The sequence below is a fragment of the Streptomyces sp. NPDC020780 genome (genome assembly GCF_044334475.1).
GTDB lineage: Bacteria > Actinomycetota > Actinomycetes > Streptomycetales > Streptomycetaceae > Streptomyces.
Genome location: NZ_JBIRTB010000002.1, coordinates 317,670 through 337,605 on the forward strand (window position 1 = coordinate 317,670; position 19,936 = coordinate 337,605).

At 72.3% G+C, this 19,936-nt stretch carries 13 protein-coding genes; 10 read left to right on the top strand and 3 right to left on the bottom strand.

The window, feature by feature from the left end; all coding sequences use genetic code 11:
- Positions 1–32: 32 nt before the first annotated feature.
- The 10 genes from ACH4VO_RS04765 to ACH4VO_RS04810 all read left to right on the top strand — a co-directional run bounded on the left by ACH4VO_RS04765 (position 33) and on the right by ACH4VO_RS04810 (position 14,427).
- Positions 33–254 carry a LamG-like jellyroll fold domain-containing protein gene (locus tag ACH4VO_RS04765; RefSeq protein ID WP_360987823.1) on the top strand — a complete coding sequence of 74 codons (222 nt, stop codon included), beginning with the start codon at positions 33–35 and terminating at the stop codon, positions 252–254.
- A gap of 79 nt (positions 255–333) precedes the next feature.
- Positions 334–3,741, top strand: coding sequence for a glycosyl hydrolase (locus tag ACH4VO_RS04770; RefSeq protein WP_360987821.1), 3,408 nt, complete (start codon positions 334–336; stop codon positions 3,739–3,741).
- Positions 3,742–4,868: 1,127 nt separating this feature from the next.
- Positions 4,869–6,392 carry a sugar ABC transporter ATP-binding protein gene (locus ACH4VO_RS04775; protein WP_360987819.1) on the top strand — a complete coding sequence of 508 codons (1,524 nt, stop codon included), beginning with the start codon at positions 4,869–4,871 and terminating at the stop codon, positions 6,390–6,392.
- Positions 6,389–7,441 carry an ABC transporter permease gene (locus ACH4VO_RS04780; protein WP_360987816.1) on the top strand — a complete coding sequence of 351 codons (1,053 nt, stop codon included), beginning with the start codon at positions 6,389–6,391 and terminating at the stop codon, positions 7,439–7,441. The genes ACH4VO_RS04775 and ACH4VO_RS04780 overlap by 4 nt, the downstream gene beginning before the upstream one ends.
- A complete protein-coding gene (locus ACH4VO_RS04785) occupies positions 7,425–8,477 on the top strand; it encodes an ABC transporter permease (RefSeq protein WP_360987814.1) in 1,053 nt (350 codons plus the stop codon). The genes ACH4VO_RS04780 and ACH4VO_RS04785 overlap by 17 nt, the downstream gene beginning before the upstream one ends.
- 35 nt (positions 8,478–8,512) lie before the next feature.
- Positions 8,513–9,598: a rhamnose ABC transporter substrate-binding protein gene (rhaS, locus tag ACH4VO_RS04790; RefSeq protein WP_360987812.1), complete on the top strand. Its 1,086-nt coding sequence runs from the start codon at positions 8,513–8,515 to the stop codon at positions 9,596–9,598.
- Between the two features lie 17 nt (positions 9,599–9,615).
- Positions 9,616–9,930 carry an L-rhamnose mutarotase gene (locus ACH4VO_RS04795; RefSeq protein ID WP_360987810.1) on the top strand — a complete coding sequence of 105 codons (315 nt, stop codon included), beginning with the start codon at positions 9,616–9,618 and terminating at the stop codon, positions 9,928–9,930.
- A 295-nt stretch (positions 9,931–10,225) separates the two neighbouring features.
- Positions 10,226–14,032, top strand: coding sequence for a trypsin-like peptidase domain-containing protein (locus tag ACH4VO_RS04800; protein WP_360987808.1), 3,807 nt, complete (start codon positions 10,226–10,228; stop codon positions 14,030–14,032).
- Positions 14,025–14,186 (top strand): hypothetical protein, encoded by a 162-nt coding sequence (locus tag ACH4VO_RS04805; protein ID WP_398440883.1) that lies wholly within the window; start codon positions 14,025–14,027, stop codon positions 14,184–14,186. The genes ACH4VO_RS04800 and ACH4VO_RS04805 overlap by 8 nt, the downstream gene beginning before the upstream one ends.
- The gene (locus ACH4VO_RS04810; RefSeq protein WP_398440880.1) at positions 14,179–14,427 is read left to right on the top strand and encodes a CU044_2847 family protein; all 249 of its coding nucleotides are present in this window, start codon (positions 14,179–14,181) and stop codon (positions 14,425–14,427) included. The genes ACH4VO_RS04805 and ACH4VO_RS04810 overlap by 8 nt, the downstream gene beginning before the upstream one ends.
- Positions 14,428–14,453: 26 nt before the next feature.
- Here ACH4VO_RS04810 and ACH4VO_RS04815 read toward each other — a convergent pair whose 3' ends face one another.
- From ACH4VO_RS04815 to ACH4VO_RS04825, 3 genes are all read right to left on the bottom strand, one after another.
- Positions 14,454–16,037 (bottom strand): von Willebrand factor type A domain-containing protein, encoded by a 1,584-nt coding sequence (locus ACH4VO_RS04815; RefSeq protein ID WP_360987804.1) that lies wholly within the window; start codon positions 16,035–16,037, stop codon positions 14,454–14,456.
- Positions 16,038–16,163: 126 nt separating this feature from the next.
- Entirely contained in the window at positions 16,164–17,048 is an 885-nt protein-coding gene (locus ACH4VO_RS04820; RefSeq protein ID WP_360987802.1) for an ABC transporter permease, read from the bottom strand.
- Positions 17,045–19,777 (bottom strand): alpha/beta fold hydrolase, encoded by a 2,733-nt coding sequence (locus ACH4VO_RS04825; RefSeq protein WP_360987800.1) that lies wholly within the window; start codon positions 19,775–19,777, stop codon positions 17,045–17,047. Before ACH4VO_RS04825 ends, ACH4VO_RS04820 begins: the two co-directional genes overlap by 4 nt.
- Between the last annotated feature and the right edge of the window lie 159 nt (positions 19,778–19,936).

Genomic DNA, 19,936 nt, shown 5'->3' on the forward strand with positions numbered 1-19,936 from the left:
GAGAGCTGCCTCCCCCTCGGAAGGAGCCCGGCGTGCTGTACGTCGACGGAGTGGAGGCCGGGCGCAACGCGGCGATGACCACGAGCCCGCTGCTGCTCGGCTCCACCACCCGCAACTACCTGGGACGTTCGCAGAACGCCACCCACCCGCCGCCGCACGGCGCCGTCGCGGACTTCCGCCTCCACAACAGGGCACTCAGGCGGCCCAGGTCGCGGCCCTCTGAAGCCCCTCCCCCGGCCCGCACACACACCTAAAGGCACCTCCGTACGTCCGCACCCCTCCCCCCTCACTCGTCACACCGTCACTGTCACCCCTCGAGCACGGAGCACCCGCATGCCTGAAGCCCCCCTGTCCAGACGCACGTTCGTAGCGGCGGTCGGCGCCGCCGGCACGGTGTTCGCGCTCGACGCCGCCGGCACGGCGTCCGCCTCCGCTCCAGGCGCCTCCCCCTCCCCCGCCGCGGCCGCCGGCTACTCCCCCGCCCGCTTCACCGACCCGCCGCGTGACAGCCGCCCGACCGTCTACTGGTACTGGAACGGCCCGGTCACCCCCGCACTCGTCGACACCCAGATGGCCGACCTGCGCTCCAAGGGGATGTACGAGGTCGTCCTCTTCCCCTTCGACAACGCCGAGATGCGCCCCGAGTTCTTCACGGAGGAGTGGTTCGGCATCGTCGAGCACGTCCTGCGGGTCGCCGAGCGCACCGGCATGCGGGTGTGGATCTTCAACGACGACCACTTCCCCAGCGGCCGGGGCGGCGAGTACATCGTCAAGGGCGGCACGGTCGGCTCCCGCACCTACGAACCCCGGCCCGACCTGCGGCTGAAGGCCCTGTGGCGCTCCACCACCGTCGTCGAGGGCCCCCTGGAAGCCGATCTCCTCACGACGACCGGCGTCGGCACCGACACCGGCCGGCTGGTGGCGGACGCCGCCGTGCTCGGCGGCTCCGCCGTGCTCCGCGCCGGTGCCGCCTGGAGCGACGTCACCGTCACGGCGAGCGCCAAGGCCGAGCAGTCCGCGGCCGGGCTCGTCGTACGGGCCGCCGCGGACGGTTCCGCCGGATACGTCGTGGAGTTCGACCGGACCGGCGTCGTCACCGTATCCCGGCTGACGGACGGCACGTCCGTCCAGCTGGCCAGGTCCACCCGGACCGACGGCTTCAACAGCACCAAGTTCCACACCCTGGCGGTGACCGTCACCGGGCCGTCCCTGTCCGTCACCCTCGACGGCAGGGACAAGGGGACCGTCACCGACACCACGTACGCCACCGGCAGCGCCGGGGTGCGCGCCACCGGCACCCAGCGCTCGCTGTGGGACAGCATCACCGTCACCGGCCCGGACGGCGGGATCCTGTACGGGCAGGACTTCTCCGACCCGTCCTGCGCGGGCGACTTCCCGGACCGCGCGGACACCGCGGGCTCCCCGGCCGCGGCCGTGGCCCGCCCGATCGGCGCCACCGGCACCGGGCCGCTGACCGACCTCACCTCGCGGCTGCGTGCCGGGGGACGCTGGCAGGTGCCCGCCGGCCGCTGGCAGATCGACCTCTTCGGCGGCACGCCTCTCGTCGACGACAGCCAGGGCTACAGCCGCAGTTACGTCGATCTGCTGGCCGACGAGCCCGTCGAGCTGATGCTGGACATCGTGCCCGGTGAGTACCACCGCCGGTTCGCCCGCTACTTCGGCACGGTCGTGCCCGGCTTCTGGGACGACGAGCCGTTCTTCGCGTCCGCCGAGGCCCACTTCCGACGGCTGCCGTGGTCGCCCGCGCTGGAGGACGCGCTGCGCGCCGTGGGCACCGAGCCGGGCCTCGCGTACGCCTGCGCCTTCGACGACCTGGGCCGCAGCGGCCGTATCGAACGGGGCCGTTACTGGCAGGCGGTGTCCGACCGCTTCGCCGCGGCCTTCGAGAAGCAGTCGCGCTGGTACGCGGAGCGCGGGACCGTCCTGATCACCAACCCGCTGTACGACGAGACCTCGCCCGCCAAGCGCATCTGGTCCACCGGGGACCTGCACAAGGTCAACCAGTGGGCCCAGATACCAGGTGGGGACGTCATCACCGCCGAGTACGTGGCGGGCGGCTCCACGATGACGCCCCGCAACCCCGCCTCCTCCGGCCACCAGATGGGCCGCGAGCGGGTGCTGATGGAGGCCTTCGGCAACATGGGCTGGGCCGTGGCCCCCGACTTCGTGCGCGCCCTGCTGGGCGCGCACGCCACGCGCGGGGTCAATCTCACCGTGCTGCACGCGCTGTGGACGGACGAGGTCCGGGTCTTCTTCCCACCGCCCTTCGGCCCGCGTTCGCCGTGGTGGTGGGCGATGGGGCCGATCTCCGACTGGATCGGGCGGGTCATGGAGCTCGCCCGGGGGACCTCCGGGGCCCGGACCGCGCTCGTACAGCCGCAGCGGGCGGCCGAACAGGTGACCGGGACGGCCCGGCAGGGTGAGGTCGACGGCGCGTTCAACGACGCGGCCGGCGCCCTGGAGCGGGCACAGGTCGACTTCGACCTCGTGCACGAGGGGGCTCTCTCGGGCGACCGGGGACTGCTCGCGCACGGCTCGGTGGACGGCGGCCGCCTCGTGGTCGGCGCGGCACGCTACGACCTGGTCGTCCTCCCCGTCACTCCGGTCATCGACGCGGAGACGGTGAAGACGCTGGCCGCCTTCGTGCGGAGCGGCGGCACCGTCGTCGCGGTGGGCGAACTGCCGCGGGAGGACGCGAACGGGAGCGACCGGTCCCTGCAGCGGGCGGTCACCGGGCTGTTCGGCGACTCCGTGCCCGGCCGGAACGGCTTCGGAGCGGGCACGGCGGTGCGCGTCGCGGACACCGGGGGGCTGCGGGCCGCCGCGCACGCCGCCGGGGTGGCCGCCGCCGTCCTGGAACCGGCCGCGCCCTCCGTACGCGTGCTGCGCACCACCCGCGGGAAGGACACCGCCTTCCTCGTCAACAACGAGAGCGGCGAGCCGGTCGACACCGTGGCCGCGCTTCCCGTGTCCGGAGTGCCGGAGCTGTGGGACCCGGCCACCGGGACCGCGCGGACCGCACCCGTGTACCGGGTGGAGCGGCCCGGGAAGCAGGGTGACGAGGCCGGTATCCGGCTGCCGCTGCGGCTCCGCCCGTACGAGACGCTGGCCGTCGTGGTGCGGCACACCGCGCGGCCCGGTCCCCACCTGACCGAGGCGGCCCTGCCGGTGGACGCCGTCGTCCGGGACGGCCGGGAGCTGCGGGTCACCGCGGTCGCCGACGCGCCCGGCCGGTACGGGTTCGCCGGTACCGACGGCGCACACGGCTACCGGGGCAGCGCCGTCGTCACCGATCCGCTGGAGGCCGTCGCCCTCGACGGCGACTGGACCTTGCTGCTGGCGCGCGAGGGTGCGCTTCCGGTGACCAGGCCGCTCGGCAGCTGGACGGACCTGGAACCGCTGTTCTCCGGCAGCGGGACCTACTCCACCGCGTTCACGCTGGACCGCGCGGTGCTCCGGGAGAGGGGTTTCCGGCTCGCTCTCGGCACCGTGCGGGAGGTCGCCGCGGTCACCCTCAACGGCACCGAACTGCCGCCCCTGCTGTGGTCCCCGTACACCGCCGACGTCACCGAACTGCTGCGGCCGGGCCGCAACACGCTGTCCGTGCGGGTCTCCAACACCCTGTCCAACGAGCGGAAGAAGCCGCTGCCGTCGGGGCTGCTCGGCCCGGTCTCCCTCCGCCCCTACCGCCGGGTGACGGCCGCGCTTCCCCGCGTCTGACCCGTCGCCCGCCGGCGCAACCGTCTCCGTGCGGGGCAGGGTGCTGCGCACGGACAACGCCTCCGCCGGGACTTCACGTCCTCGTACGCCGGCCCCGGCGGCTCCTGACGGGGGCGAGGCGGACAGGGACCGCGGGCGGCACCGGACGGCGCCGCCGCGGTCCCTGTCCTGTTCCGGGCCACGGGCGACGGGACGGGTGGGGGTCATGGGGGTCATGCGGGTCGGACCGGTGGACGGCCGGAGCCTCCCCGCGTACGCCGAAGGGATACGGCGGGTGTACGCGGAGGTGTTCTCGGCGCCGCCGTGGAACGAGGACGCGGCCATGGCCGGCCACTGCACGCGGCGGCTCGCCGCCGACACCGACCGGCCCGGGTTCACGGCCGCGCTCGCCCACGACGGGGACACGATCGTCGGCTTCGCCACGGCCTCGACGACCCCCGACCCCTTTCCTGACGGCCGCCCCTACGGGCAGGTCGCGGCGGCTCTGGGGCCGGAGCGCGTCGCGGCGTGGCTGTGCGGGGCTTTGCGGGTCGACGATCTGGCCGTCGACCCGCAGGTCCGGGGTGAGGGGCCGGTTCGGCACTGCTGGCCGCCGCGACCGCGCCCGCGGCGGACTCCCGCTGCTGGCTGCTCACCTCGGTGCGCGCGCACGCCACGACGGGCTTCTACCGCCGGGCGGGATGGCACCAGGTGCCGGAGCCCGTCCCGGGGAGGGCGGGGCTGGTAGCGCTCCTGGGTCCACGGCATCCGGCGGTCGTGGGCGGAGAGTGGGCGGGCTGAGGCGGGGCCTGCCGGACAACGTTGCCATCGGCCGGGACCATAGGGACGTGCCGGGGCGGCTGCGGCGGCGGCCGTGAACGAGGGGGCCGCCGGTGCGGAGTTGTAAGAGGAGCGATGCGCGACCGTTATGTGAATCGATTCAGAGCCTCGGAAGATAGCGGCTGACCTCGAAGACTGTCAAGAGTTCCACCCATTCACCCTATTCAGGTCGCACTTCTCCCGCCGTCGGTGAAGTTCTCCCCATCAACCCATTGACTGAGCCCGCAATCCCCGTTTAGCTTCCGAGCAACCTCATTGAAACCTTTCACGGCGGCTGGAGCGACACTTCCCACCGCTGAGGAGCTCCCATGAACCAGTCCGCCCCGGACCCGGCCCCGGTCCTGGCCCTGAAGGGCGTGAGCAAGTCCTTCGGTGCCGTACGAGCCCTGCGGGACGTGTCCCTGCAGTTGTTCCCCGGCGAGGCCCACGCACTCGCCGGGGAGAACGGCGCAGGAAAGTCCACGCTGATCAAGGCCCTCGCCGGGGTGCACCGGCCGGACAGCGGCGAGGTGCTGCTCGACGGCGTACCCGTCGTGTTCCACGGCCCGGCCGACGCCAGGGACGCCGGCATCGCGGTCATCTACCAGGAACCGACGCTCTTCCCCGACCTGTCGATCGCCGAGAACATCTTCATGGGCCGCCAGCCCCGGCGCGCCCTGGGCAGGATCGACCGCAAGGCCGTGCACGCGACCACCGCCGGGCTGATGCGCCGGCTCGGGGTCGACCTGGCGCCGGACCGCCCCGCCCGCGGGCTCTCGATCGCCGACCAGCAGATCGTCGAGATCGCCAAGGCGCTGTCCTTCGACGCCCGCGTCCTGATCATGGACGAACCGACTGCCGCGCTCACCGGCAGCGAGACCGCCCGGCTGTTCTCCGTCGTGCAGGCCCTGCGCGCCGAGGGCGCCGCCGTGCTGTTCATCTCGCACCGCCTCGACGAGATCTTCGAGCTGTGCCAGCGCGTCACGACCCTGCGCGACGGCCGGTGGATCTCCTCCGAGCCGCTGGAGGGACTCACCGAGGACGACCTGGTCCGCAGGATGGTGGGCCGCGACCTCGACGACCTCTACCCGAAGCAGGACGCCGAGGTCGGCGGAGTCGCCCTGTCGGTGCACCGGCTGACCCGCGAGGGCGTCTTCCGCGACGTGTCCTTCGACGTCCGCCGCGGCGAGATCGTCGCCCTCGCCGGACTCGTCGGCGCGGGGCGCACCGAGGTCGCCCAGGCGGTCTTCGGCGTCGACCGTGCCGACGCCGGCGAGGTGAGGGTGGGCGGCACGGTGCTGCGGCCCGGATCGCCGACCGCCGCGATGGCCGCCGGGCTCGCGCTCGTCCCCGAGGACCGCCGGCAGCGCGGGCTGGTCATGGATATGTCGATCGAGCGCAACATCGGACTCACCGGCCTGGACGAGGTCCGCAAGCGCGGGCTCGTCAGCCGGGCCCTGGAGCACGACCGGGCCGCCGACTGGGCCGTGCGGCTCCAGCTCAAGTACAACCGGCTGGCGGACACCGTGGGCGTGCTCTCCGGCGGCAACCAGCAGAAGGTCGTGCTGGCCAAGTGGCTGGCGACCGGGCCGGCCGTGCTGATCGTGGACGAGCCCACCCGCGGGATCGACGTCGGCACCAAGGCCGAGGTCCACCGCCTGCTCTCCTCGCTGGCGGCGGACGGTCTCGCCGTCCTGATGATCTCCTCCGACCTTCCGGAGGTCATCGGCATGGCCGACCGGGTGCTCGTGATGCACGAGGGCCGGCTCGTCGCCGAGATCCCACGCGCGGAAGCCACCGAGGAATCGGTCATGGCGGCGGCCACCGGACGCAAGGAAAGGGCAGCGGCATGACCACCACCATCGAGAGTCCTCCGGACACCGTGAAGGCGCCGCAGCGCAGTGCGTCCTCGCTCGTGGACGCGGTCTTCCGGGCCCGCGAGATCTCCATCGCCGGGGCCCTGGTCCTGCTGATCCTCGGCACCTACCTGGCCAACCCGCGCTTCCTGTCCGACCAGGGCATCAAGGACCTGCTCCTCAACGCCTCGATCCTGGTCCTGCTCGCGGTCGGCCAGTCCGCCGTCGTGGTCACCCGCAACATCGACCTGTCGGTCGGTTCCGTCGTCGGCCTCTCCGCCTTCGCCTGCGGCAAGTTCGTCGCCGGGAGCGACCACGGCGTGCTGACCGTGATGCTGCTCGGCATCGCCATCGGCGTGGTCTGCGGACTGGTCTCCGGCGCCCTCGTCAGCTTCGGCAAGGTCCCCGCGCTCGTGGTGACCCTCGGCATGCTCTACATCATCCAGGGCGTCGACTACTGGTGGGCCCAGGGCGACCAGATCAGCGCCTCCGAGGTCCCTGAGGCGATCCTGGGGCTCGGCAGCGGCAGCGTGCTGGGGGTCCCCTACCTCCCGCTGATCGCACTCGTCCTGCTCGCGGCGACCGCGTACTTCCTGCGCTCCTACCGCTCGGGCCGTGAGCTGTACGCCATCGGGTCGAGCCCCGAGGCCGCCCGGCTCGCCGGCATCCCGATCCGCCGCCGGGTGCTCGCCGCGTACGCCTTCTCCGGGGCCGTCGCCGGCTTCGCGGGCGCCCTGTGGCTGGCCCGCTTCGGAACCGTCGTCGCCGACAACGCGCACGGCTGGGAACTGACCGTCGTCAGCGCCGTCGTCGTCGGCGGTGTCGCCATCACCGGCGGCACCGGCACCGTGTGGGGCGCCGCCCTCGGCGCCCTGCTGCTCACCACCATCGGCAGCGTCCTGGTCGTCCTGAAGGTGGACTCCTTCTGGCAGGGCGCCATCACCGGTGCGCTCCTCCTGCTGGCCATCAGCGTCGACCGGATCGTGAACCTGCGGATGACCGCCGCACTGAGGAAGAGGAGCGCCCGCCATGACCACGGCGCCTGAAACGAAGACGGCTCCCACGCCGCGGGCCGGAACGAAGCCCTCTCCCCTGCGCAGCCTGGCACTGCGCTGGGACACCGCCGTCGGTGTCCTGCTGGTGGCCGTCCTGATCGTCGGACTCGGTACCACGGAGGGCTTCGGGTCGAGCGAGAACCTCGCGTTCGCCTTCAACGACATCGCCGAAGTCGCCCTCATCGCCCTGCCGATGACCCTCCTGGTCGTCGCCGGGCAGATCGACCTGTCGGTCGCGTCGATGCTGGGCCTGGGCAGTGCGCTGACCGGTGCGCTGTGGGAGGCGGGCTGGGCCTTCGAGACGATCGTGCCGGTGGTGCTCCTGGTGGGCGTCGCCGGAGGCCTCCTGAACGGCTGGCTGGTCACCAGGGTGGGGCTGCCGTCCCTGGCCGTCACCATCGGCACCCTGGCGCTCTACCGCGGCCTCGCCTCGGTGGCGCTGGGCAGCGACGCGGTGACGGACTTCCCGCAGGTGTACGCGGACTGGGCCGTCGACACCACGACCGTCCCGGGCACCTTTCTCACCTATCCCGTCCTGCTCTTCGTCGTGCTGGCCGCGGTCACCGCCGTGGTGCTGCACGCCACCGGCCTGGGCCGCTCGCTCTTCGCGATCGGCGCCCAGGAGGAGGCCGCGTACTTCGCCGGCATCCGGGTCAAGCGGATCAAGCTGCTGCTCTTCGTCGTGACCGGCCTGTTCTCCGCCTTCGCGGGGATCGTCTTCACCCTCCGCTACGGAAGCGCCCGCGCGGACAACGGACTCGGCTTCGAGATGCTCGTCATCGCCTCCGTCCTGCTCGGCGGCATCGACTTCGACGGCGGGAAGGGCACGCTCTTCGGCGCTGTCGCCGGTGTCCTGCTGATCGGCGTCCTGAAGAACCTGCTCACCCTCAACGACATCGCCAACGAGGTGCAGGTCATCGTGACCGGCCTGCTCCTCGTGGCCTCCGTCCTCACCCCCCGGGTCATCGCCACCGTCGTCGAACGACGGCACCGGCGGGCCGCGAACACGCCCGCACCCCAGCAGTAACCCTCCTCACCCTCCTCGAAAGGCACACCGCCGCCATGATGCTCCGCAATGCCGCTGGGCGCCGCGCCGTCGCGACCGCAGCCACCGCCGTCTCCCTCGCCCTCGCCCTGACCGCCTGTTCCGGCACCACGAAGGACAGCAAGGAGAGCGGGAGCGCCAAGGCCGCGAGCTCCGCGAAGGCCGATCCGAACGCCTCGCTGAAGAAGGGCCTGAAGATCGCCTTCCTGCCCAAGCAGATCAACAACCCGTACGAGAAGATCGTCGACGAGGCGGGCATCGCCGCGGCGAAGGAGTACGGCGGCACGGGCAAGGAGGTCGGCCCGTCCGACGCGAACGCCTCCTCGCAGGTCTCCTACATCAACACCCTGATCCAGCAGCGCCAGGACGCCATCCTGGTCGCGGCCAACGACCCCAACGCGGTGTGCGGCCCGCTCAAGCAGGCCATGAAGAAGGACATCAAGGTCGTCGCCTACGACTCGGACACGGCGAAGGACTGCCGCCAGCTCTTCATCAACCAGGCCAGCTCCGAGGAGATCGGCCGCAGCCTGGTCCAGCACCTCGGTGAGCAGATCGGCTACAAGGGCAAGGTCGCGATCCTCTCGGCCACGCAGAACGCGACGAACCAGAACACCTGGATCGAGTTCATGAAGGAGGAGCTGAAGCTTCCGAAGTACAAGAACATGGAGCTGGTGAAGGTCGCGTACGGCGACGACGCGGACCAGAAGTCCTTCCAGCAGACCCAGGGCCTCATGCAGGCCTACCCGGACCTCAACGGCATCATCTCGCCCACGACGGTCGGCATCGCGGCCGCAGCGCGCTACCTGAGCGACTCCTCGTACAAGGGCAAGGTCGTGCTCAACGGGCTCGGTACGCCGAACCAGATGCGCAAGTACATCAAGGACGGCACGGTCGAGCAGTTCTCGCTGTGGAACCCGGAGGAGCTCGGCTACCTCGGCTCCTACGCGGCCGCCGCGCTGGCGTCGGGTCAGATCACGGGTGCCGAGGGTGAGAAGTTCGAGGCGGGCAAGCTCGGTGAGTACACCATCGGCAAGGACGGCGAGGTCATCCTCGGCGAGCCGACCGTCTTCGACGCCAAGAACATCGACACCTTCGACTTCTGATCCGGGGAGCCGGCTCCATGCAGCGCGTCTGCTTTCTGCTCAAGGTCCGCGAGGACCGCAAGGACGAATACCGTCAGCGCCACGCCGCGGTGTGGCCGGACATGCTCGCCGCCCTGTCGGAGGCCGGCTGGCACAACTACTCGCTCTTCCTGCGCGAGGACGGCCTGCTGGTCGGCTACCTGGAGACGGAGGACTTCGACGCCGCCCGCGAGGCGATGGCGGCGACCGAGGTCAACGCACGGTGGCAGCGGGAGATGTCCGGGTTCTTCGAGCAGGACGAGGCCGCCGACGAGGCCATGGTCCCGCTGACCGAGGTGTTCCACCTGGCCTGAGGGCCGTCCCGCGCTTCCCTCAGGATCGGCGCGCGGCGTCGGATGCGGTGCGTCGCACGGTGGAGGGACGTCCCCCTACGGAACGTACGGGGACGTCCCGACGACGCGGCGAGGCGCCGCAACCCTCGTCCCGCGCCCTCCGGGACGTGCGGGACGGCCCCGCGGACCGCAACGGTGTCCGCCGTGCATGAGCGAGGTCGGAGGCTGCGTCAGCATCGCTCGCAGTGGCGCCCTGACCGCGACGCCCACCGGCCCCAGCAGGCCGTCGGCCCCGTCCCGCCGACGCCCGCCACCGATGTCTACCCTCACTCTCACCACCGATCGGACCTGCGTCGCCGAGGCGGTGAGCGACAACGGCCCCGGCCGCACCGGTCCGGCCCTCGCCGTCGTCCCCCGCGCGACCGCGGCCACCGGATGGGCCGGACGGGCCGCGCGGGTCCGCCTCGGCCGTCCGGAATCACCCCTGGACATCGGCAGACACCTGGATATGCTCAGCGCCTCGACAGGGATCTGGTGCACGGGGGTGGACACCATGGAACCGGGAAGCGCGGCGCCCAGTGATGCGTCGGTGGCACGCGTCCTAGGAATCGACGGGAGGCCCGAGGGCGCCGGATTCCGTGCCGGGCAACGCGAGGTCATCACCTGCGCGCACGTCGTCGCCACGGCGCTCGGTCTGCCGCCGGACACCCAGGAACCGCCCGACAGCCGCTTGTGGATCGACTTCCCACTCGTCGAGCCCGGCACCCGGGTGCCCGCACGCGTCGGCGCCTGGACGCCGGTCCGGGCCGACGGCTCCGGTGACGTCGCCGTTCTGGAACTCCTCGTCGATCCGCCCGCGAAGGCACCCGTGGCCCGCCTCGTGGAGGACGCCGCAGGCCCCGACCGCAGGGTACGGACCTTCGGTTTCCCTCGGAGATACGACGACGGCACCTGGAGTGTCGGCTGGTTGCGCGGCGCGACCGGGGCCGGCTGGCTCCAGTACGACACCGACCCCGCCAGCGAGCACCGGGTGGAGCAGGGTTACTCCGGGGCCCCCGTCTGGGATGTCGCCGAGGGCGGTGTCGTCGGCATGGTCGTCGCCGCCGACGCACGGGCCGACGTGCGTACCGCCTACTTGATCCCGGTCCGGACCCTGCGCGAGACCTGGTCGGGACTGTCCGCCAGTGCCCTGCCCGCCTGCCCCTTCCGGTCCCTGGAACCGTTCGGGGAGCAGGACGCCGCCCTCTTCCACGGCCGCGCCGAACCCGCCGACCGGATCGCCGGACTGCTCTCCCACGCACCGGTGACCAGCCTCGTCGGACCGTCGGGCTGCGGCAAGTCCTCCCTCCTGCACGCCGGTGTGCTGCCCAGGCTGCGCGGGACGGCCGAGTTGGAGATCGTTGTCTTCCGCCCCGGGCGGCTCGGGCGAAGCCCTCTGGAGGCGCTCGCGCTCGCCCTGCTGCCCCGGCTGGAACCGGACCTGACGGAGGCCGCCCGGCTCGCCGAACTCCCGGCTCTGACAGCGCTCTTACGGGACGGTCAACTTCCCGCCCTGGTGGAACGGCTGCTGGTCCGGCAGGGCAAGGAGCGTCTGATCCTGGTTGCCGACCAGTTCGAAGAAGCACTCACCGGAACCGGCGGCACCACTGCGCACACCGAACTCGACTCCCTCGCAGCGGCGTTGACGTACTGCCTGCATCGCGGCTCCCGGATGCGGCTCGTCATCAGCCTGCGGGCCGACTTCCTCGCCCCCGCCCTCGCCCACGCGGGCCTCGCCCCCCTGCTCGCCGGCGAGCGGCTCTTCACGGTGGGCGCGATGTCCGACGCCGAACTGCGGGCCGCCGTGGAGCTGCCGCTCACCGGCACGGGCACCACCTACGAGCCAGGGCTGGTCGACCGCATCCTCAGCGACGTCGGCAGCGATCCCGGACGGTTGCCGCTGCTCGAGTTCACCTTGACGAAACTGTGGGAACGCCAGCGGTACGGACGCATCGGCCACACGGCGTACGAGTCCCTCGGGCGGGTCCACGACGCACTGGTCACCCACGCCGAGCAGGTCTGGACCGATGCCCTGTCCGAGACCGAGCAACAAGCGGCCCGCGCTCTGCTGGTCCAGCTCGTCCACCCCGGTGACGACCGTATCGCGCCCACCCGCCGCACCCTGGCCCGCTCGGAACTCCGTCCCGAGCAATGGCGTCTGGCGCAGCGGCTGATGACCACCCGCCTGCTCATCCCGGGTGAGGACTACCGGCCGGACTCCGGTCCGCCCGAGGAGACTGTCGAGCTGGCCCACGAGACGCTGCTGACCCACTGGGACCGCCTGCGCGCGTACGTCGCGGAGGACCGTGACTTCCGCATGTGGCAGGAGGGGCTGCGCCGGCGCATCGCCCTGTGGTCCGCCGACGACCGCCCCGGGCGGCGGCTGCTGCGCGGGCAGGATCTCCGTGACGCCCGTCGTTGGGGGGTCGCCCGCACCGGCGAACTGCGCCCCGGCGAGGAGGCGTTCATCAAGGCGAGCGACAGAAGCGCGCGGCGGCGCGTGACCGGGCTCATCGCTGTGGGCGTCACGCTCGCCTTGCTGGCGGGGCTCGGCAGCTGGGCCTGGCGTGCGGACATCAGCCAGGACGCCGCCGCGAGGGCATCGGACGTGTTGGTCCAGCAGTCCCGCGACGCGGACATGGGGAAGAACGCCGCGGACTTCGGCATGTCGTACACGGCGTTACTGCTCGCCCTGCGTGCCTACCGGACCCAGGACACTCCGCGCACGCGGCAGCTGCTCGGGGAGATGTACGCACGGTTCGGCTTCGCGGACCTGCTCGCTCCCCGGTACAGGAGCGCCACCACCGCCGTGCTCGACCCGCTGCGCCTTCCCACCGGCACGGTCGCGGACGAGAAGGCGCAGGTGGTGGTCGCGCGGACCGGTGAGAACGACCTCGTGGTCCTGCGCCGCGACGCCTCAGGCCTACGCCGCGTGGAGACGCGGCAGGAAGGGGACGTCACGGCGGTCAGCCCGGACGGCACGATGGTGGCGTTGGCGGATTCGACGGTCATCTCTCCGGACCTGACGAAGTCACCGGACCCGACGCGAACGATGGCCCGGCTGCTCACTGTCGCCACCGGCCGGATCGTGGACCTGGAAGCGCCCCGGGGCGGGGACCCGTTTCCCAAGGACATCGACACGGGCCCGGAGATCCCCGGGCTGGAGATGCCCACGCTCCCCGACATCCCCGGACTGGAACTACCGACCCAGTACGCCCGTCTCGCCTTCGACCAGGAGTCCGAGGTACTGCTCGGGCAGACGGGCCTGTTCGGCCAGGGCGGCAGGCTGGTGGTGTGGAACGCGGCCGACGGGCGGATCAAGAAGGTCATGCCCGGTCTTCCGGACGACGTGGAGCAGCTGTGGCTGAGGGGCGGGGGCGAGCGGCTGCTCACCGTGGCCGACCGGAGCGTGTCGTTGACCGAGCAGACCATGGTGGTGAAGTCCTGGGACCTGACCGGCGCGGCACCCGTCGGCCGGGAGGTGATGCGCTGGCGGAGTACGACGGACAAGCCGGTGTACATGGACGTGAGCCCTGACCTGAGACGGCTGGGGCTCGTGGAGACGGATACCGGCACCGGGAGCGGACAGCCGGCGCTGTCCCACCGCATCGCCGTTCACGACCTCGACGACGGCAGGCTGCTCCAGGAGGAACGCAGCACCCAGCAGGTCCCGGTCAGCGGGATCACACTGGGTTCCGCCGGGGTGGAACCGCTGGCCTACTACCTGGCCGGTGAGGGTCCGCCGATCCAGGCACCCGGCGAGGGTCCGGTTCGCACGATCGGCGCGGGGCAGATCTGGTCGGGCCTGGACCTGACGGGACCGGCCGACAGGACGTCCGTGGTCCTGGACTCGATGGGCGTGGTCGCCGTGGTCGGACCGGGTGACGGCGACGCACTCGGCAGGCTCCCGGCCCCCGGGGCGAAACCGGTGACGTCAGCGTCCGTGGAACAGGCACGCGGGTGGATGACACGGCTGTGCCGGATCCTCGGCGATGACAGTCTGCCCCCCGCGGTGAGCGGCAACGTACCGCCCGGTGCCTACCGGGGGCCTCTGTGCGAGGGAAGGAGCCGGACGCGTGGGTGACGAGGCGCGGCTCATCTGGGTGCCGTTGGACGCGGGAGGTGACGGCGAGGGCGATCGGGTGGTGGTGGAGGTTCCGTCCGGCAACTCCGGAATCGTACCGGCCACCCGGCCGGCCGGGGGAGATCGCGGGTACGGCGGCGCGCTCCCTGGCTGAGAGCTTCGACCAGGTACGGGCTGCCGCCGCCCTCCTGATGGACCGGATGACCACCATGCCGAGCTCGCCGACCACGGTCGAGGTCGGACTCGGTGTGCGGATCAACGCCGAGGCGGGAGCGATCATCGCCAAGACGGCCGCGAAGGGAAACCTCACCGTCCGGCTGACCTGGGAGCGGGAGGCCCGGGGGGAACAGGCGGAGCCGGACCGCCCGCCGGCCGATGAAGCGGCCGGTGGCTGAGGGCCCGAACGGCCCGGAGGGCCGGGTCAGCCGACCTCGCCCTCACCCGCGGCGCCGGGGGGTTCCTCGCCGCCGCGGTTCCTGATGCGGTCGGCCTGTTCGATCGCCGTGGCGAGCTTCGTCACCGCGCTGTCCCCGGTGACGGTCGCCAGTTTCCGTGCCCGGGAGGCGAGGGCGGTGAGGGGCGGGGTGCCCGGCAGGTCGCCGCCGCGCAGGGTGTCCGCGAAGTACGCGGCGACCGCGGTCACCTGGAGCCGGGGGCTGTCGCCGCCCCAGAGCATGCCGCCGAGCGCTTCGGTCCCCACCGAACCGGTCTCCTCGTGTGCCGTGCGGGTACCGGGGTCCAGCCAGCGCACGGTCGCCGTCGCCACGTGGCCGGAGGCGCCCTCGCGCAGGCGTACGGCGTAGAGAGCGGTCACCGTGTGGCCGGGGCCGACCTCGCCGCCGTCGACGCTGTCGTCACGGAAGTCGGCGTCGGCCACCTTGCGGTTCTCGTAGCCGATGAGCCGGAACCGCTGGACGGTCCTGCGGTCGAAGGCCACCTGGGCCTTCGCCTCGCGGGCCCGCAGCTGGACATGGGCGGGCAGCTGGTCGACGAAGACCTTCCTGGCCTGGGCCTCGTCGCCGATGTAGGTGGTGTTGCCGTCGCCCTTGTCGGTGAGCCGCTCCATCAGGGCGTCGCCGTAGTCGCTGCCCACGCCGACGCCGAACAGTGTGATGCCGTACTCCGCGCGGGCGTCGCCGATCCGTTCCAGGATCGCGTCGGCGTCGGTCTCGCCGGTGTTGGCGAGCGCGTCGGAGAGCAGGACCACCCTGTTGGCGGCGCCCTCGCGGTGGCCCTTGACGGCCTCGTCGTAGCCCCGGGTGACGCCCGCCGCCACGTTCGTGGAGTCTGCGGGTTCCATCTCCTCGACGGCGTCCTTGACTCGGGTGCGGTTGCCCTGGAGGCGGGTCATCGGCAGCCGGGTCTCGGCCTCGTCGCTGAAGGTGACCAGGGAGACGGAGTCGTCGTCGCGCAGTTCGTCGGCGAGGATGCCCAGCGACGTCTTGGCCAGGTCGAGGCGGCCGGGTTCGGCCATCGATCCGGAGATGTCGACGACGAACGTCAGGGCGACGGGCGGGCGTTCGCCCGTCGCGGCGGCGGCCCTCGTGGCCAGTCCGACGCGTACGAGTGACCAGTCGGCGGCGTCGGCGGCGGGCCGTGCCCCGTCGACGCTCACCGAGAAGCCGTTGCCCTCCGGCTGCGGATAGCCCTGCCGGAAGCTGTTGACGAACTCCTCCGGGCGCACCGTGTCCGCCTCGGGCAGCCGGCCGTCACCGAGGACGCGGCGCGCGTATCCGTAGCTCGCGGTGTCCACGTCCAGGGCGAAGGTCGAGAGGTAGTCGGGCGGCGCGGCCTGTCGGGCGTCGCCCTCCCGCGCGCCGTCCCCCTTCGGCCGCGCCCCGCCGGGTGCGCCGGGCGCGGGCTGTCCGCCCACGGGCCGGCGTGCGCTGTCGTGCCCGGCGGCGGACTCGTAGCTCGTCCCTCCCGCGCTGCAGCCGGTGATCACCACGCCCCCTGCCAGCAGTAGACCCAGCGCGTTGCGGTGTGTCCTCGTCCTGCGTCCCATCCGTGCCCCCCGCGTCGTCGACCTCTGTGTATGTGACGTACGGGGAGCCCCGCAGGATCGGACGAACGTGTTGCGGATCCGTCTCGATGCGGCAACAGCGCACGGCGGCGGGGCGGGCCGTCGCCGTCAGGACACGATGTCCTTGCGGCTGAACCCCCGGAAGGCCAGGGCGAACAGGATCAGGGCGTACGTCACCGATACGGCCGCGCCCTTCACCATCCCGCCCCATTCGAGGTCGGGTTGGAGTGCGTCGGCCCACGCGAACTGCCAGTGGGCGGGCAGGAATTCACGCCAGGTCCCGAGCGCGGTGACCGCGTCCAGGACATTGCCGACGATGGTCAGCCCGACCGCGCCGCCCACCGCTCCGAGCGGTGCGTCCGTCTTCGTGGACAGCCAGAACGCCAGCCCGGCGGTGACCAGCTGGGAGACGAAGACGAAGGCGACGACGAGGGCGAGGCGCGGCACGGTGTCGGAGGTGGCGAGCGCGCCCCCGGTGGGGAGCTTCAGCGGCCCCCAGCCGTACGCCGCCGCTCCCGCGGCCAGCGCGACGAGCGGCAGCAGCACCATCGCGGCGAGGCTGAAGCCGAGCGCCACGACGAGCTTGCTCCACAGCAGCCGGGCGCGCGGGACGGGCGCCGCGAGCAGGTAGCGCAGCGAGGACCAGCTCGCCTCGGAGGCGACGGTGTCCCCGCAGAACAGGGCCACCGGCACCACCAGCAGGAAACCGGCGGAGACGAACAGGCAGGTCGCCGCGAAGTTGGCGGCGGACTCCGTGGCGACGTCCATGAGGTTGATCCGCGAGCCCCCTCCCCCGCCGCCCTCGCCGTCGGGGGTGCCGCCGATCGCGAAGGCGATGATCAGGACGAAGGGCAGGGCGGCCAGTACCCCGCCCATGAGCAGGGTGCGGCGCCTGCGCAGCTGGCGCATCGCCTCGACGCGCAGCGGAAGGGTGCGGCGGGCCTGGTAGCCGGGGGCTTCGGCGAGGCTTCGGAGCTCGGTCGCGGCGCTCATGCGGGATCTCCGTTGATGAGGGTGAGGAAGGCGTCCTCCAGGCGGCGGTGCGGGCCGACACCGGTCACCGGCACGTCGAGCCGGACCAGTTCGGCGACCAGCTGGGCCGCGGTGGCGCCGTCGAGGCGGACCAGCAGTCCGTGGCCGCCGTCCACGCGGACGGCCGAGCCGATGCCGGGCAGCGCGGCCACCTTGTCCACGAGTGGTCCGGTGGCCTCCTCCGCGGTGGTGACGAGCAGCATGTCGCCGCTGCCGGTGATCTCGGCGACCGGGCCGGCCTGCACGAGCCTGCCGCGGTCCATGACCACCAGGTGGGTGCAGGACTGTTCGACCTCGGAGAGGAGGTGGCTGGAGACGATCACGGTGCGGCCGCCGGCCGCGTACCGGATCATCACGTCCCGCATCTCGCGGATCTGGGGCGGGTCGAGGCCGTTGGTCGGTTCGTCGAGGATGAGGAGGTCGGGCATGCCGAGCATGGCCTGGGCGATGGCGAGCCGCTGACGCATGCCCTGGGAGTAGGTGCGCACCGCGCGGGCCAGGGCGTCGCCGAGTCCGGCGATCTCCAGCGCCTCGTCGAGGTGTGCGTCCCCGGCGGGCCGTCCGGTGGCCTGCCAGTACAGTTCCAGGTTGGCGCGGCCGGAGAGGTGCGGCAGGAAGCCGGCGCCCTCGACGAAGGAACCCACCCGGGACAGCACCGGCGCCCCGGGCCGGATGGCATGCCCGAAGACCCGGATCTCACCGGCGTCGGGGGTGATGAGGCCCATCAGCATGCGCAGGGTGGTGGTCTTGCCGGCTCCATTGGGACCGAGGAGGCCGAGGACCTGCCCCCTCTCGACCCGGAAGCCCAGCTCCCGTACCGCGTACCGGTCGGAGGCCTTGGAGTACTTCTTGGACAGGCCGGTGATCTGCAGCGGTACGCCGGTCAGCGACGGGTCCGGCGCCGGAGTCGCGGTGCGGCGGCGTGCGGTGGACAGGAGTACGGCGGCGACGACGAGCGCGGCGGCCGGGAGTCCCCAGGTCCACCAGGGCAGGGCGGCCGACGCCGTTCGTACCGCGGGGGCGGTGGGCACGGTCAGCGCCCCGTCGAGGGTGACGGTGTACGTCGCGGGCTCGGCAGGTGAGGCGTAGGCGAGGTCGGTCGCGGAGAGGACCAGGCGGAGCCGGTGCCCGGCGTCGACCTCGTGGTCGACGGCGGGCAGGGTCAGCTCGACCGGCTTGCCCTGCTCGGCGGGGGTGATCCGATAGGGGGAGACCAGCTGGGAGGGCAGCACCTGCCGCGTCCCGTCCGGGGAGACGTCGTAGACCTTGCCGAACAGCACCGCGTCGCCCCGGTCCGCCTTCACGTTCACGGTGACGGTGGGGGATCCGGTGACGCGTACGGAACTGTCCAGCGGGGCGGACTCGAAGCTCGCGTACTGCCCGGGGAAGTCGAGGGAGAGCCCGACGCCGAGCGAGGACAGCTGGGAGAGCCCGCCCCCGACGCCGGGGAGGGCGGAGACGGAGGGCGGGGCGGCGCCGGCGGGGTTGCGGAAGGTCTGGGTGAGACCGTCCGGTGCTTTCCGTCCGCCGCCCTCGCCGCCGGTGGCCGCGTCCTGCCCGCCGCCCTGGCCGGGCAGCCGGTGGGCGCCGGTGAGGGGGATCTTCCGTCCGCCGCTGGTCAGCCCGGGGTACGAGTCGCTGCTCGCGCCGCGCTTCAGGGCGGCGCCGTCGGTGGAGTCGACACCGCCGGTCCGGGTCACGCGGAAGCCCGGCCCGGTGTCGGCGTCCTCGTCCTTCTTCAGGTACCGGCCGAACCAGTCACCGATCCGGCCCTGGACCCGGTCGCCCTCGTCGTCCCCGCCGTCGTGCCCGCCGGAGATCCAGTCGACGGACACGGGCGCGCCGTTGGCCTTGACGGCCTCGGCCATGGCGTCGGCCTGGCCGAGTGGGAAGAGGGAGTCGCTCTGGCCCTGGAGGATGAGCGTGGGCACGTCGATGCGGTCGGCGACGGACACGGGGGAACGTTCCGTCAGCAGGGCGCGCGCGGCGGCGTCCGGCTTGCCGCTGACGGCGACCCGCTCGTACATCTCGCACAGCTGCTTCTGGAACCTCTGGCAGCCGCCGCCGGAGGAGACGAAGATCCCGGCCCAGAGCTTCTTGAACACCCCGTCCGGGAAGAGCGCGTCGGCGAGGTTCCAGTAGCTGATCACGGGGGCGATGGCGTCGACCCGCTCGTCGTACCCGGCGGCGAGCAGGGACACCGCGCCGCCGTACGAAGCGCCGGTGACACCGACGCGCGGGTCGCCCTTCGCGTCGAGCTCGACCTCGGGCCGGTCCGCCAGCCAGTCGATGAGCCCGGACACGTCCTTGACCTCGCCGTCGGGGGCATTGAGCGTGATCTCCCCGGTCGTCCTCCCGAATCCCCGGGCGGACCAGGTCATGACGGCGTACCCGTCCGCGGCCAGCTTCTCGGCCTGGGCGCGCACGTCGTTCTTGCTGCCGCCGAACCCGTGTCCGATGAGGACGGCCGGCCGGGGCTTCGTGCCCCCGGACGTGAAGTAGGACGTGTCGACCGACACGCCGTTCATCTTCATCATCCGGTCCTGCCGGTGCACGGTCGGGGCGCTGTCGTCGGCGACGGCGGTCCAGGTACCGGCGCCCACGAGCACGGCGAGGGCGGCGACGACCGCGGCCCACCGGCCTGGGGTACGGGGCAGCCGGTGCCGCCACCGGGAAGTCGGGTTCTCCATGACTCGACCCTAGACGGAGCGGCCCGGGGGCCGGGGTGCCCCCGGGGGGAGGTGGACGGCATCCCCGGGAGGTACGTCCGCTCCTCCTCGTACTCCGCACGCGGTACACCCGGCCTCACGAAAGCGCACATACGGGGACATCCGCATCAGCCGTGCCAC

Coding starts and splice junctions, on each gene's coding strand:
- ACH4VO_RS04775 (WP_360987819.1), top strand. CDS start 4,869: ATGAACCAGTCCGCCCCGGACCCGGCCCCGGTCCTGGCCCTGAAGGGC.
- rhaS (WP_360987812.1), top strand. CDS start 8,513: ATGATGCTCCGCAATGCCGCTGGGCGCCGCGCCGTCGCGACCGCAGCC.
- ACH4VO_RS04825 (WP_360987800.1), bottom strand. CDS start 19,777: ATGGAGAACCCGACTTCCCGGTGGCGGCACCGGCTGCCCCGTACCCCA.
- ACH4VO_RS04800 (WP_360987808.1), top strand. CDS start 10,226: ATGTCTACCCTCACTCTCACCACCGATCGGACCTGCGTCGCCGAGGCG.
- ACH4VO_RS04815 (WP_360987804.1), bottom strand. CDS start 16,037: ATGGGACGCAGGACGAGGACACACCGCAACGCGCTGGGTCTACTGCTG.
- ACH4VO_RS04780 (WP_360987816.1), top strand. CDS start 6,389: ATGACCACCACCATCGAGAGTCCTCCGGACACCGTGAAGGCGCCGCAG.
- ACH4VO_RS04770 (WP_360987821.1), top strand. CDS start 334: ATGCCTGAAGCCCCCCTGTCCAGACGCACGTTCGTAGCGGCGGTCGGC.
- ACH4VO_RS04785 (WP_360987814.1), top strand. CDS start 7,425: ATGACCACGGCGCCTGAAACGAAGACGGCTCCCACGCCGCGGGCCGGA.
- ACH4VO_RS04795 (WP_360987810.1), top strand. CDS start 9,616: ATGCAGCGCGTCTGCTTTCTGCTCAAGGTCCGCGAGGACCGCAAGGAC.
- ACH4VO_RS04820 (WP_360987802.1), bottom strand. CDS start 17,048: ATGAGCGCCGCGACCGAGCTCCGAAGCCTCGCCGAAGCCCCCGGCTAC.